The sequence below is a fragment of the Pseudomonas oryzihabitans genome (genome assembly GCF_014522265.1).
Lineage (GTDB): Bacteria > Pseudomonadota > Gammaproteobacteria > Pseudomonadales > Pseudomonadaceae > Chryseomonas > Chryseomonas aestiva.
Genome location: NZ_CP017024.1, coordinates 2,553,646 through 2,567,353, shown reverse-complemented (window position 1 = coordinate 2,567,353; position 13,708 = coordinate 2,553,646). Strand labels below are relative to the sequence as shown.

Sequence of the window (13,708 nt, the reverse complement as noted above, 5' to 3'; positions counted from 1 at the left end):
TGCTCATTTACCACTCGTAAACTCGAGCGCGAGTCCGATCCGCTTCCTCCGCCATTTTCGCCTTATTTGGCTCTAGCTCGCGAGATTATGAACAGGCTCTACAGCCCCTGGGATACCCATGAAACAGCTGCTCGACCTGACCTTCGACAACAGATTCGCCCGCCTGGGCGATGACTTCTCCACCCATATCGACCCCCGGCCGCTGGACGATCCGCGGCTGGTGGTCGCCTCGCCGGCAGCGATGGCGCTGCTGGACCTGGACCCGGCAGTGGCCGAGACGCCCGAATTCACCCAGGTGTTCGCCGGGGCCCAGCTCTGGGACAGCGCCGAACCCCGGGCCATGGTCTATTCCGGCCATCAGTTCGGCTCCTACAACCCCGCCTCGGCGATGGCCGCGGCCTACTGCTGGGCGAGGCGGTCAACGACCGCGGCGAACACTGGGACCTGCACCTCAAGGGCGCCGGTCTCACACCCTTCTCGCGCATGGGCGACGGCCGCGCCGTGCTGCGCTCCTCCATCCGCGAATTCCTCGCTTCCGAGGCCCTGCACGCCCTGGGCATCCCCACCACCCGGGCGTTGTGCGTGATCGGCTCCGCCACCCAGGTGGTGCGCGAACGACTGGAAACCGGCGCCACCCTGCTGCGTATGGCGCCCAGCCACGTGCGCTTCGGCCATTTCGAATACTTCTACTACACCCGCCAACATCAGCTGCTGGAGCAGCTGGGCGAGCATGTGCTGGCCGCGCACTTCCCCGAATTGCTGACGACGCCTGAGCCCTGGGCCGCGCTGTTCCGCGAGGTGGTGGAGCGCAACGCCCGGCTGATCGCCCACTGGCAGGCCTATGGCTTCTGCCACGGGGTGATGAACACCGACAATTTCTCGATCCTGGGGCTCACCTTCGATTTCGGCCCCTTCGCCTTTCTCGACGACTTCGACGCCCAGTTCATCTGCAATCACTCCGATCACACCGGGCGCTACTCCTACAGCAACCAGGTGCCCATTGCCCACTGGAACCTGGCGGCCCTGGCCCAGGCGCTGACGCCCAAGGTGGCGGTGGAGACGCTGCAGGAGAGCATCGCCCTCTTCCTGCCGCTGTACCAGGCGCACTATCTCGACCTGATGCGCCGTCGGCTGGGTCTGCAGGACGCGCGGGAAGAAGACCAGGAACTGGTCGAGCGCCTGCTGGCCCTTATGCAGCAGGGCGGCGTGGACTATCACCTGTTCTTCCGTCACCTGGGCGAAGACGAACCTGCCGCGGCGTTGGCCCGGGTGCGCGAGGACTTCATCGACCTGCGCGGTTTCGACGACTGGGGCCAGGCCTATCGCGCGCGCCTGGAGGCTGAAGGCGGTACCGCAGCCGACCGCACCACGCGCATGAATGCGGTCAATCCGCTGTATGTGCTGCGCAATTACCTGGCCCAGCAGGCCATCGAGCAGGCCGAAGCGGGCGACTACCGCGAGGTGCGCCTGCTGCACGAGGTGCTGTCACGCCCCTTCGAGGCCCAGCCGGGACGCGAGCGCTTCGCCCAGCGGCCGCCGGATTGGGGCAAGCACTTGGAGATCAGCTGCTCGTCCTGAGAGCCGGCCCTGGCAAGGCGTCCGAACTCAGGCGCCGTTGACCTGGAAGACGTGCCGCAGATAATGCAGGAAGTCCGGCTCACCGCCCTGGGCCTTGCCCGGGGCGTCGGATATCTTGGCCACCGGCTGGCCGTTGCAGCGACTCATCTTGAGCACCATGTTCATCGGCTGCACCCCGGGGATGTCGCAGGTGAAATGGGTGCCGATGCCGAAGCTCACGTTGATCCGCTCGCGCAGGGCGCGAAACAGTGCCAGGGCCTTTTCAAGGTTGAGCGAGTCGGAGAACACCAGGGTCTTGGTCAGGGGATCTATGCCCAGCTGCTGGTAGTGGGCGATGGCCTTTTCCGCCCACTGCAGGGGATCGCCGCTGTCATGCCGCAGGCCGTCGAACAGCTTGGCGAAGTAGAGATCGAAATCGCGCAGGAAGGCATCCATGGTGATGGTGTCGGTCAGGGCGATACCGAGCTGGCCGCGATACTCGCGCACCCAGCAGTCGAGGGCGGAGATCTGGCTGTCGATCAGTCGCGGCCCCAGTTGCTGGTGCGCCATCAGCCACTCGTGGGCCATGGTGCCCAGGGGCGCGACATCCAGCTTCCAGGCCAGGTGCACGTTGCTGGTGCCAACGAAGCGACCGGGGAAGTCGTCCCTCAGGCTGCGCACCACCATCTCCTGCACCCCATAGGAGAAACGCCGCCGGGTGCCGAAGTCGGCCATCTTGAACTCGGCCAGTTCATCGGCGCCCGCCTCTCGTGCCAGCCAGTCGAACTTGCGATAGAGCTGATCCTGCGCCACCTGCAGCGGCAGATCGGCATGGCGTTGGCGATTGCGCACCTCGCTGATCAGCGCCAGGATCGGCACCTCGAACAGGATCAGGTGCAGCCAGGGACCTTTCAGGGTCAGGGTGAAGCGCCCTTCTTCCTCGCCCAGAAACACATAGGACGGATTGAAGCGAAATAGCCGCAGGAAGCGGATGAAGTCCGGGGTGATGAAGGGGATGCGCTCGAGAAAGGCCAGCTGACCGTCGCTGATGGCGACATCGGCGAGGGCATCGATCTCGGCCTGGATGGCCGCGTGATAGGGCCGCAGGTCTTCGTCGTTGCGGCAGCGAAAGGCCCACTCGACTTCCGCATTGGGATAGTTGTGCAGGACGGCCTGCATCATGGTGAGCTTGTAGAAGTCGGTGTCCAGCAGGCTTTGCACGGCCTGCTCGGAAAAACTATCGGCCATCATCGGCGGGGGCTCGGCAGCTAGAAGTCAGACGACAGGATGCCCAACTTGCCGAGGAAGCGAAAGGCGCTTGACCGCCCGAGGGCCTAGCGGTTGTGGGTCTGGGTCATGCCGAAGAGAAACAGCAGCAGGTCCTGGCTACCCGTGCTGGAGGTGGTCAGGCTGCGAGCCACCGGCGTCTGGCAATACTCGAGGCCTTCACTGCCGACCACCACCGCCGCCGGCCGTAGCCAGCTCGCATAGGCCAATGTGGTGACCCCACAGAAAGCCGCGATCAGCAAACCTCGAGTAATTTGTGAAGTCATGGCTCTAACCCTCTGATCTTCCGTCCCAACGCCTGTTGGTAAACGTAGAGGAGAGTTCGCCATTGCGCAGCATTCCACGACGAATGGCGGCGTAATTGCAGCATATCCCGACGGGCGGCCGTGTCTATACCGATGCGCTGGCGACATTTCTCCAGATCGAGCAGGGCGACGGAGAATTCCTTGCCCTGAGGGCCGACTCGTTCGGCCACGAAGATGTGCTTGGGATAGAGGCAACCGTGTTGCCAGCGGTGCCGATGCATGCGCGCCAGCACCTCGCCCAGGGTGGTCAGGAAACGCTCGTGCTCGGCTTCGCTGAGAGACTGGCCGCCACCTTCGGCGTACCACTGATCGAGGTCCTGATAGCCTTCCAGAGCGGCGCTCACCAGCAGCGCGCGCCAGCCGCCCTGGGCATGCTGGGCATCGCAGAACAGTAGTTCGGGAACCTGAATGCCCAGGTCGCGAAAGGCGATCAGCGCATCGCGCTCGCGCAGAGCGGTGGGACGTCCCAGGGGATGACGCAGGCTGCGATAGAGATGGCCGACCTGGCGCTTGACGTAGGCCAGGGTACCGTCGGGCAGCTGCAGGCGCTGAACACCGCTTTCGCCACCGCGGCGGACGTTGGGGGCTTCCACCCAATCACCCGCGGTGTTCCACCAGCGATCGAAACGCTCTTCGCCTTGCGTTACGGCTCCCATCAGCTGCCTCTCTTATTCTAGATAGCTTCAATTGGCCTTGCGCAGGACATAGACCCGCCACATGGCATAGCCCGGCAGGAAATCCAGAGCGCGGTCGACGACGAAGCCGGCCTGGGCGACCTCCGCCTCGAACTGGCTGCGCTCGACGATGAATCTGTTCTGATAACCGCCACGGTCGCGGCCCTGGGCCTTGCGACGGCGCTCCAGCGCCTGACGCCGCCAGGCCTTGAAGTTGCCATCCACCCACAACGACAGGATGACACTGTCGCGGGTCACCCGGTGGAACTCCTGCAGCAGTGCCAGTCGGTCCGCCGATTCGCCCACATGGTGAAACAAGCGCATACAGAAAATGCAATCTACAGAATTGTCAGACAGGTCGATAGCGAAAGCCGACGTCTGTAGCGTCTTCACTCGGGCCACGACGTCCGCCGGCTGCTGATCGCGGGCGGTGGCCAGCATGTTTTCCGAGTAATCGGCACCGATGATCAGGCGATTGCGCTTTTCCGCCAGCAGCGGCCAGAAGCGCCCTGCCCCACTGGGCAGATCCAGCACCAGATTGGGTTGGCCGGCGATGCTCAGGGCCTGCCGCGCCAGTTGCTGGTCGCGCCAGTTGGACAGACGCCGGGCCAGACCGTCCTGATGCTTCAGGTAATACTGGCGGGCGTGGTCGGCGTCGTACTTTTGCGAAAAGGGCAGGTCGATGGGCGCTTTCACGGAGGCGGCTCCTGAGGGAGTGGAGAAGTGCCGCCACCCTACCCGGCCCCCTGTCAAACCCCGGTCAAGCCTTTGTGAAATTTCTGTAACCTCAGTCCGCTAGTCTGTCGGTGCCGAGTGCTATCTCGAAGCGGCAACCGCCCGCCGTGCTTTCACCCAGGTTCACGTGCCAGCCCTGCAGCTGGCAGATCCTGCGCACCAGCGACAAGCCCAGCCCGAGGCCCTCGCCACGCCCCTCCGCGCCCCGCACGAAGGGCTGGAACATCGCCTCGCGCTGCTCCTCGGGGATGCCGACGCCGCTGTCTTCCACCACGAAACCGTCCGTCCCGACACGCAGGCCGATATAACCCCGCTCGGTGTAATGCAGCGCATTGCGCAACAGATTGCTCATTACCGAGCGCAGAAAGGGCTCGTGCCAGAGCGCCTGGTCAGCCCCCGGCGCCACGCTCAGCCGCCACTGCAGGCCCTTGGCTTCCACCGCCGCCTGCCACTCCTGCGTTTGCCGCCGCGCCACGTCGGCCAGGGTGGCCCGCGGGGCCTGGGTGTCGTTGTCGCCCTGGTTGCGCGCCAGGGCCAGAAAGGTCTGCACCAGTTCCTGCATCTCCCGCGCCGCACGGGTCATCCGTTCCAGCGGACCCTTCGCCCGCGCTGGCAGATCCGGCGTGGCCTCGAGCAATTCGCAGGAGGAATTGATCACCATCAGCGGAGTACGCAATTCGTGGCTGACGTCACTGGTGAACAGCCGTTCCCGGGCCAGGGCAGCACGCAGGCGCTCCAGGGCATCGTCGAAGGCCCCGGCCAGCTCGCCGACCTCGTCCTTGGCGTAGTCCGGCGCCAGGGGCGGGGTTACATCGAGCAACTGGTCACGCCGGCGCACCTGACGCGCCAGCCGTACGACCGGGGCGATCACCCGCCGCGCCAGGGCCCAGCCCAGCAGCCAGGCCAGGGCCACGCTGATCAGGAAGCCGACCAGCACCACCTTGTAGAGCAGGCGTTCGCGCGCCTCGAAATCGCTCTGGTTCTGCAGCAGGACGAAGTGATTGCCCTCCAGCTCGGCCACATAGGCATAGAAGTACTGTTGATCCTCCTCCACTTCACTGAAGCCGGCCGGCAGCTCGCGCAGGTGCGCTGGCAGCTGTGCCACCTCGGTGAGAGGCACGAAATACAGGCGCATGTCCGGGTCCAGCACCGGCTGGCCGCCGCGCTTCATGTCGCGCTGCACCATGCGCTCCAGTTCATTGTGCAGATCGGTGGAGATCAGGCGTTCCTCGACGGTATGCACCGCGGCGACGATCCCCAGGGCAAAGACGCCACCCACCAGAAAGGTCATCAGCACGAAGGCGATGACGATCCGTCGCGACAGGCTCAGGTGATATTCCATGGCTAGTCCTGCTCGACCAGTTTGTAGCCCACGCCGTGAATGGTGCGCAGCAGCGGCTGCTCGAAGGGCTTGTCGATCACCTGGCGCAACTGGTGGACGTGGCTGCGCAGGCTGTCACTGTCAGGGTAGTCCTCGCCCCATACCGCTTCCTCCAGCACCTCGCGCCGCACCACATGGGGCGACTTCTGCATCAGCAGGGCGAGAATCTTGAGGCCGATGGGATTGAGCTTGAGCGCCTTGCCGGCGCGACTGACCTCCAGGGTGTCGAGGTCATAGCTGAGATCGGCGACCTGCAGCTGCCGCCGCCCGCCGCCCTTGGCCCGGCGCATGACCGCCTCGACGCGGGCGGCTAGTTCGGATAGGGCGAAGGGCTTGACCAGATAGTCGTCGGCGCCGGAGCGAAAGCCTTCCAGACGATCGTCGAGTTGATCGCGGGCGGTGAGCATGATCACCGGGGTGTCGCGGCGGGCATCCTGGCGCAGCCGCTGGCAGAGGGTGTAGCCATCGATGCCGGGCAGCATGATGTCGAGGATCAGCAGGTCATAGTGCTCGGTCGCGGCCAGGTGCAGGCCCGACAGCCCATCCTGGGCGCAATCCACGCTGTAGCCCTTGAGACTGAGGTAGTCCAGCAGATTGCTGAGGATGTCGCGGTTGTCTTCCACCACCAGGATACGCATGTCGCTGACCTCTTGCCCGAGCCCACCGCGGGCCTCGTTGTCGTCTGTTCGGCACAGAGCCTAACCGGCCCCGGCGGCCTCGACCAGCGCGGGCGGGCCGGCGACCGGCCATAAAAAACCCCGGTGTCCGCGAGGAGCACCGGGGTTGGGCTCGGCCCGGGGGCCGGAGCGGGTGTTACATCATGCCGCCCATGCCACCCATGCCGCCCATGTCGGGCATGGCCGGAGCGGAGTCGTCTTTCGGCAGCTCGGCCACGATGGCTTCGGTGGTGATCAGCAGACCGGCGATGGAGGAAGCGGCCTGCAGCGCGCTGCGGGTCACCTTGGCCGGGTCAATGATGCCGAATTCCAGCATGTCGCCGTATTCGCCAGTGGCGGCGTTGTAGCCGTAGTTGCCGCTGCCCTGCTTGACCTTGTCCAGCACGACGGAGGCTTCGTCACCGGCGTTGGCCACGATCTGGCGCAGCGGGGCTTCGACGGCGCGACGCAGGATGTTGATACCGGCGTTCTGCTCTTCGTTGATGCCTTTCAGGTCCTTCAGCGCGTCCAGGGCACGCACCAGGGCGACACCGCCGCCAGGCACCACGCCTTCTTCCACGGCAGCGCGGGTAGCGTGCAGGGCGTCTTCAACGCGGGCTTTCTTCTCTTTCATCTCAACTTCGGTGGCAGCGCCAACCTTGATCACGGCAACACCGCCGGCCAGCTTGGCCAGACGCTCTTGCAGCTTCTCTTTGTCGTAGTCGGAAGAGGTTTCTTCGACCTGGGCACGGATCTGCTTGATGCGGGCCTGGATGTCGACTTCCACGCCAGCGCCGTCGATGACGGTGGTGTTTTCCTTGTTCAGGACCACACGCTTGGCTTGACCCAGGTGCTCCAGGGTGGTGCTTTCCAGGCTCAGACCGACTTCTTCGGAGATGACGGTACCGCCGGTCAGGATGGCGATGTCCTGCAGCATGGCCTTGCGACGATCACCGAAGCCCGGCGCCTTGACGGCAGCGACCTTGACGATACCGCGCATGTTGTTGACCACCAGGGTGGCCAGGGCTTCGCCTTCGACGTCTTCGGCGACGATCAGCAGCGGGCGACCGGCCTTGGCGACAGATTCCAGCACCGGCAGCAGTTCGCGGATGTTGGAGATCTTCTTGTCGACCAGCAGCAGCAGCGGGCTGTCCAGCTCGGCCGACATGGTGTCGGGCTTGTTGATGAAGTAGGGCGACAGGTAGCCACGGTCGAACTGCATGCCTTCGACGACGGACAGTTCGTTTTCCAGGCCCGAGCCTTCTTCGACGGTGATGACGCCTTCCTTACCAACCTTCTCCATGGCTTCGGCGATGATGTTGCCGATGCTTTCGTCGGAGTTGGCGGAGATGGTGCCTACCTGGGCGATGGCCTTGCTGTCGGCGCAGGGCTTGGACAGGTTCTTCAGCTCGGCGACGACGGCAGCGGTGGCCTTGTCGATGCCGCGCTTCAGATCCATCGGGTTCAGGCCGGCGGCCACGGACTTCAGGCCTTCGGTGACAATGGCCTGGGCCAGCACGGTGGCGGTGGTGGTGCCGTCGCCGGCAGCGTCGTTGGCCTTGGAGGCCACGTCTTTCACCAGCTGGGCGCCGATGTTCTCGATGCGATCCTTGAGCTCGATCTCCTTGGCGACGGACACGCCGTCCTTGGTGATCAGGGGAGCACCGAAGCTACGCTCCAGAACCACGTTACGGCCTTTCGGGCCCAGGGTGGCCTTGACCGCGTCGGCCAGGGTGTTGACACCGGTCAGCAGCTTCTTGCGCGCGGAGTCACCGAATTTGACGTCTTTTGCAGCCATGTTCTGTTTCCTCTAAGAAATTCGAAAAGTGAGCGGGGATCAGCCTTCGATAACGGCCAGGATTTCGGACTCAGCCATCACCAGCAGTTCTTCGCCATCGACCTTGATGGCGTTGCTGCCGGAATAGGGACCGAAAACCACCTTGTCACCCACTTTCACCGCCGGAGCACGGACGTCGCCGTTGTCCAGCACGCGTCCAGTGCCTACGGCAACCACTTCACCGCGGTTCGGCTTTTCGGCAGCCGAGCCCGGCAGCACGATGCCGCCAGCGGATTTGGTCTCTTCTTCGCTGCGACGAATCACAACGCGATCATGCAGAGGACGAAGCGCCATTGTCGTATCTCCCAAAGTTCTAAGTGTTTCCAGCGCCGATGACTGCATCGGCAGTTTGTTTTTACCGGCTGCGCCGGGTGCGCCCCGTGCATGACAGGACGCGAAACCTGCTCGCCTTGCGGCGACAACCTTGCGGTGTCCGCTACATGAGGTTGTCGCCAGGCATTTCAAGGGCGGAGGACAAAATTTTTAGCGTTTTTGCTCGTCACGGTGCACCACTTCACCCTCGATCACCTCGGGGCGATGAGGCGCGCCCTGACCGGCGCCCGGCTGATAGCCCTGGGCGCCGGGATTGCGCCGGGTCACCCGGCCGATCACCGCGCCCAGTAGGGCCTTGCGGGTCACCGGCAAGAGGCAGACGAGCGCCAGAACGTCGCTGATGAAGCCCGGGAAGATCAGCAGGGCGCCGGCGATCGCCAGGGTCAGGCCCTGGATGACTTCCTGCTCGGGCATCTGCCCCTGGGCCAGGCGCATGCGGATGCGCCAGAGGGTGGTGAAGCCGGCGACACGCAGCAGGGCGACGCCGACCAGAAAGCTCAGCAGCAGCAGGGCGAAGGTGGCGAGCACGCCGATTTCGCTGCCGATCTTGATGAGTACGGCCAGTTCCACAAAGGGAAACAGCAAGAAGAGTAAGGCGGTCACGCGCATCTCAGGTCCTTCACGGTGGAAGCCGGTTGAAAGACAGGAGATGGAGGCGGTCGAGCCGATTTCAAGGTCGCCGCCAGGCGCCCGGCACAAACGACAAGGCCGCGAAAGTCGCGGCCTTGAGGGGGTTGCACAGGGTCAGGGAAATATCGGGTTACCAGGACACGCCGACACCGGCGGTGTACTCGGTCTGGTTGACGTTGCCCTCGGCACCGCTGGTCAGTTCCTTGGACGCCTTGAGGTTCAGCGACGCCCAGTTGGTCACCTTGTATCTCAGGCCGACATCGCCGTCGAAGGTGAAGTTGGCGGTGTTGTCCAGCGGACGACCCAGTTCACCCGTGGTGAAGAACTGGATGGTCTGACCGTACAGATAGCGGTTGTAGTCCCACTTCATGCTCGCCGAGAGGAACTGGTCGGAGCCGCCGTCGGCATACTGGTAGCGATTGTGGTTGAGCAGCCCGGTGAGCGAGAAGGCACCCAGTTCGTTGTCCCAGAACTGGTAACCGGGACCGGTACCCAGGGTCCGCTGCTTGGCCAGCGCCTGGATCCAGTCGCGCTTGTATTCGGCGCGGCCCTGCCAGAAGAATTTCTCGTCGAAGAAGCGATCCAGGGCGTATTGCAGATCGTACTTGTTGGTCGAGACGGTATCGTTGGCCTTGTAGCGGTCGTAGCTGCCGTTGGCGTTGTGCCGCCACATGCCATGCCGCGCCTGGGTCTTGAAGTCGATGTCGTACTTCTGGCTGTCCTCGGAGGAGCTGATGTAGTCCAGGCCGGCGTCGATGTTGCCTTTCCAGGCGAAGTCGCGCAGGAAGGGCCGCGGCGGCACGATCTGGGTGATGCTGGCCAGGGGGACGGTCTGCTGGCCATCGGTGGTGGTGACCACCACCTGGCCGTCGTCGGCCGGCTTGAGGCTTTCCACCGGGAAATCGGGTTCGTACTTGCCGCGCTGGACGATGACGGGCTTGTCACGCTGCAGCGTCTTGATCTTGTCCCAGGACAGGGGAATGTTGCCGCCGTATTCGGTCTGCAAGAGCAGCTTCTTGCTGTCCAGCAGCTTGATGGTTCCGGTCAGACGATCGCCATTCTTGAGCCAGACGGTGTCGGCATGGGCGAAGGAGGCGAGTGACAACAGCGCGAGCGAGGAGAGCAATCGAAAACGCATGGGCACCAGGACACCTTTGGGTGGACTTGGGTGGAAAGGTAACGAAACGAGAGGGGCGCGATTATCCGGGTGCCAGAGGCTCGCGCAACCGTTCCTGGGTAAAAGTTAGGCAAGTTTCCGGAAATACTGCCCAAAGGTCGGACGTCTTGGGAGAATGCGGCAGCTCGACACGTTTCAGCACCACCGTAACCAAACTTTTCGGCACACTGGCACTCTTCTCCCCCGGAGCAGCAGGGCGTCATGCGTGCACCCCCTCCCCTCGAATCCCGTCGCCAGGCCGTCTTCCTGGCACTGGCCGCCATTCCCGCGGGGCGGGTGGTCAGCTATGGCCAGTTGGCGGAACTCGCCGGGCTCGGTCGCGGAGCCCGCTGGGTGGGCTGGGTGCTGGGGCGTCTGCCGGAGGGCAGTGCCCTGCCCTGGCATCGGGTGATCGCGGCGGATGGCCGGCCGAGCCTGACCCAGGACAGCCCCTCTGGCCGGGAGCAACGCGAGCGGCTGCGGGCCGAGGGTGTACTGCTGCACGAGGACCGGGTGGACATGCGTCGGTACCGGTGGAATCCAGCTGAGAGTGTCGAGTAGAGTGCGCGTTTTTTCCGAGCCCAAGGGCATGTTTGCACGTTTCTGGCGTGAAGCCGTCACCACCTACAAGTCAAAGGCCTGCCTGGCCCTGCTGCTGCTGGGTTTCGCTGCGGGCTTGCCAGCCATGCTGGTGTTTTCCACCCTGTCGGTCTGGCTGCGCGAAGCGGGCGTGAGTCGCGAGACCATCGGCTATGCCAGCTGGATCGGCCTGGCCTATGCCTTCAAGTGGGTCTGGTCACCCATGCTCGACCTGTGGAAGCTGCCGCTGATCGGCAAGCTCGGGCGGCGACGCTCCTGGCTGGTGCTGTCGCAGATCCTGGTGGGCCTGGGATTGATCGGCATGGCGCTGTGCAATCCGCAGCAGCACCTGGAGCAACTCATCGCCCTGGCCGTGCTGGTGGCCTTTGCCTCGGCCACCCAGGACATCGCCGTGGACGCCTATCGCCTGGAAATCGCCGACGACGATCGCCAGGCCGCCCTGGCCGCCTGCTACATGACCGGCTATCGCATCGCCGCCCTGCTGGCCAGCGCCGGCGCGCTGTTTCTCGCCGAGGAGCTGGGCTCGTCCCGGTTGGGCTACAGCCAGAGCGCCTGGGCCACCACCTACATGCTGTTCGCCCTCCTGGTGCTGCCGGGCCTGGTGACCAGCGTGCTGATTCGCGAACCCGAGCCGGTAGCGCCCATGGCCATGGCGGAATCGCGCTTCGGCTTCAATCACCAGCTGGTGGCGGTTGCCCTGCTGCTGGTGATGCTGATCTCCATCCCCGCCGCCATCAATGCCGCCATCGCCCAGGCCTGGCCACGCGCCCTGCTCTACAGCCTGTTCATCGTCGGCTGCCTGTCGCCCTGGGGCCGCTATTGCTCCAAGCCGCTGAGCGATCTCATGCGCCGCATGCGCGAGCCCCTGCGGTTGCGCGATGCGGCCAATGCCGAAGAACTGCCACGCTTCGACTTCGTCCACCAGATGGTCTCGGTGATCCTGCTGATCGTGCTGATCGTGGCCGCCACCGGCGGCCTGTCGGCCCTGGCCGGCGGCTACTGGCCGCGCGGTCTGATGTACGGCCTGATCGTCTGGCTGTGCCTGACCGCGCCGGGGCGCCGGCTGATGGCACCGGTGCTGACGCCCATCACCGAATTCATCCAGCGCTACCAGTGGCAGGCGCTGCTGCTGCTCGGCCTGATCTCCACCTATCGGCTGTCCGACACGGTCATGGGGGTGATGGCCAGCGTCTTCTATATCGACGTGGGCTACAGCAAGGAAACCATCGCAGGGGTCAGCAAGATCTTCGGGGTGTTCATGACCCTGTTCGGCGCGGGCCTGGGCGGTGTGCTGATCACCCGGGTAGGCATCCTGCCGATCCTTTTCCTCGGCGGCGCCGCTTCGGCGCTGACCAATCTGCTGTTCGTGGTGATCGCTTCCACCGGCGCCAACGTGCCGCTGCTGATCGCCACGATCTGCGCCGACAACGTCAGTGGCGGCATGGCCACCTCGGCCTTTGTCGCCTACCTGTCGAGTCTGACCAACCTCAGATTCTCGGCCACCCAGTACGCCATGCTCAGCTCGCTGATGCTGCTGTTGCCGCGCCTGCTGGGTGGCTATTCGGGGGCCATGGTCGAGCACGTCGGCTACAGCTCGTTCTTCTCACTGACCGCGCTGATGGGGGTGCCGACGCTGCTGCTGATCGCCGTGCTCTGGCTGCGTCAGCGGCGCGATCCCGCCGTCGTCAAGACCGGCGGGAGCTGAGCGGGACCTAGGCGGCGGGGCTGGACTCGCCCTGCGCCTCAGCGACCGGTGCAGTGTTGGCGAAGTGCACCACCCGCTGCGGGAAGGGAATGCCGATACCCACCGCGCCCAGACGGTCGCGGACCTGCTCGTTGAGCATGAACATCAGCGGCCAGTAGTCGCCGCTGTCGGTCCAGAAGCGCAGCGACAGGGTGATGGCGCTGTCGCCCAGGGCCGATACCACCACCTCGGCGGCCGGATCCCGATGCACCCGCGAGTCTTCCGCCAGCGCCAGCAGCACCTCGCGGCCCTTCTGCAGATCGGCCTCGTAATCCACGCCGACATCGAAGATCACCTTGCGCTTGGGCTGGCGCGAGTAGTTGGTGATGATGCCGTTGGACAGATTGCCGTTGGGGATGGTGACGGTCTTGTTGTCCCCGGTCAGCAGGATGGTGTGGAAGATCTGGATGGAATTCACCGTCCCCATCACGCCTTGGGCTTCGATGAATTCACCGACGCGAAAGGGGCGGAAGGTCAGGATCAGCACACCGCCGGCAAAATTCGACAGGCTGCCCTGCAGTGCCAGACCCACGGCCAGACCGGCCGCACCGATGATGGCGACAAAGGAGGTCGTGGCGATGCCGATCATGGACGCCGCGCTGACCGCCAGCAGGATCTTGAGGATGATGCTGACCAGGCTGCCGAGGAAACTCAGCAGCGCCGGGTCGGCGCCATGGTGGGCCGCCAGGCCGCTGGCCTTGGCCGAGACCTTATTGATCAACCACCAGCCGATGGCCAGGGTCAGCAGCGCCAGCAGCACCCGGCCGGAATACTGCAGGACAATGGGCAGCCAGCCCGCGGTCATCGCCAGCA

General features: G+C 64.5%; 13 protein-coding genes and 1 pseudogene. 3 read left to right on the top strand and 11 right to left on the bottom strand.

Features of this window, described 5'->3' with window-relative positions; all coding sequences use genetic code 11:
* The first annotated feature begins 118 nt into the window (after nucleotides 1-118).
* Nucleotides 119-1,578: pseudogene (selO, locus tag BGI51_RS11915) on the top strand (protein adenylyltransferase SelO).
* A gap of 27 nt (nucleotides 1,579-1,605) precedes the next feature.
* Here selO and pncB read toward each other — a convergent pair.
* The 10 genes from pncB to BGI51_RS11865 all read right to left on the bottom strand — a co-directional run bounded on the left by pncB (nucleotide 1,606) and on the right by BGI51_RS11865 (nucleotide 10,533).
* Nucleotides 1,606-2,808: a nicotinate phosphoribosyltransferase gene (gene pncB, locus BGI51_RS11910; protein ID WP_187978459.1), complete on the bottom strand. Its 1,203-nt coding sequence runs from the start codon at nucleotides 2,806-2,808 to the stop codon at nucleotides 1,606-1,608.
* A gap of 83 nt (nucleotides 2,809-2,891) precedes the next feature.
* Nucleotides 2,892-3,110: a hypothetical protein gene (locus tag BGI51_RS11905; RefSeq protein WP_178083940.1), complete on the bottom strand. Its 219-nt coding sequence runs from the start codon at nucleotides 3,108-3,110 to the stop codon at nucleotides 2,892-2,894.
* Nucleotides 3,107-3,805, bottom strand: a complete 699-nt coding sequence (locus BGI51_RS11900; protein ID WP_187978458.1) for a lipopolysaccharide kinase InaA family protein — start codon at nucleotides 3,803-3,805, stop codon at nucleotides 3,107-3,109. The genes BGI51_RS11905 and BGI51_RS11900 overlap by 4 nt, the downstream gene beginning before the upstream one ends.
* A gap of 27 nt (nucleotides 3,806-3,832) precedes the next feature.
* Nucleotides 3,833-4,519, bottom strand: coding sequence for a class I SAM-dependent methyltransferase (locus BGI51_RS11895; RefSeq protein WP_133863002.1), 687 nt, complete (start codon nucleotides 4,517-4,519; stop codon nucleotides 3,833-3,835).
* Between the two features lie 91 nt (nucleotides 4,520-4,610).
* On the bottom strand, nucleotides 4,611-5,900 hold the full coding sequence (locus BGI51_RS11890) for a sensor histidine kinase (protein ID WP_187978457.1): 1,290 nt from the start codon (nucleotides 5,898-5,900) through the stop codon (nucleotides 4,611-4,613).
* A 2-nt stretch (nucleotides 5,901-5,902) separates the two neighbouring features.
* The gene (locus BGI51_RS11885) at nucleotides 5,903-6,577 is read right to left on the bottom strand and encodes a response regulator transcription factor (protein ID WP_187978456.1); all 675 of its coding nucleotides are present in this window, start codon (nucleotides 6,575-6,577) and stop codon (nucleotides 5,903-5,905) included.
* Nucleotides 6,578-6,752: 175 nt separating this feature from the next.
* Nucleotides 6,753-8,393, bottom strand: coding sequence for a chaperonin GroEL (gene groL, locus BGI51_RS11880; protein WP_133863005.1), 1,641 nt, complete (start codon nucleotides 8,391-8,393; stop codon nucleotides 6,753-6,755).
* 39 nt (nucleotides 8,394-8,432) lie between these two features.
* Complete coding sequence (locus BGI51_RS11875) at nucleotides 8,433-8,726, bottom strand: co-chaperone GroES (protein WP_007161933.1); 294 nt, start codon at nucleotides 8,724-8,726, stop codon at nucleotides 8,433-8,435.
* A 189-nt stretch (nucleotides 8,727-8,915) separates the two neighbouring features.
* On the bottom strand, nucleotides 8,916-9,374 hold the full coding sequence (locus BGI51_RS11870; protein ID WP_133863006.1) for an FxsA family protein: 459 nt from the start codon (nucleotides 9,372-9,374) through the stop codon (nucleotides 8,916-8,918).
* Between the two features lie 151 nt (nucleotides 9,375-9,525).
* On the bottom strand, nucleotides 9,526-10,533 hold the full coding sequence (locus BGI51_RS11865; RefSeq protein ID WP_133863007.1) for a DUF481 domain-containing protein: 1,008 nt from the start codon (nucleotides 10,531-10,533) through the stop codon (nucleotides 9,526-9,528).
* 240 nt (nucleotides 10,534-10,773) lie between these two features.
* Here BGI51_RS11865 and BGI51_RS11860 point away from each other — a divergent pair, with 240 nt between their 5' ends.
* Nucleotides 10,774-11,112 (top strand): MGMT family protein, encoded by a 339-nt coding sequence (locus BGI51_RS11860; protein WP_133863008.1) that lies wholly within the window; start codon nucleotides 10,774-10,776, stop codon nucleotides 11,110-11,112.
* Between the two features lie 28 nt (nucleotides 11,113-11,140).
* Nucleotides 11,141-12,856: an AmpG family muropeptide MFS transporter gene (locus BGI51_RS11855; protein ID WP_158889438.1), complete on the top strand. Its 1,716-nt coding sequence runs from the start codon at nucleotides 11,141-11,143 to the stop codon at nucleotides 12,854-12,856.
* 7 nt (nucleotides 12,857-12,863) lie between these two features.
* Here BGI51_RS11855 and BGI51_RS11850 read toward each other — a convergent pair whose 3' ends face one another.
* A complete protein-coding gene (locus tag BGI51_RS11850) occupies nucleotides 12,864-13,700 on the bottom strand; it encodes a mechanosensitive ion channel family protein (RefSeq protein WP_405046463.1) in 837 nt (278 codons plus the stop codon).
* Nucleotides 13,701-13,708: the final 8 nt, after the last annotated feature.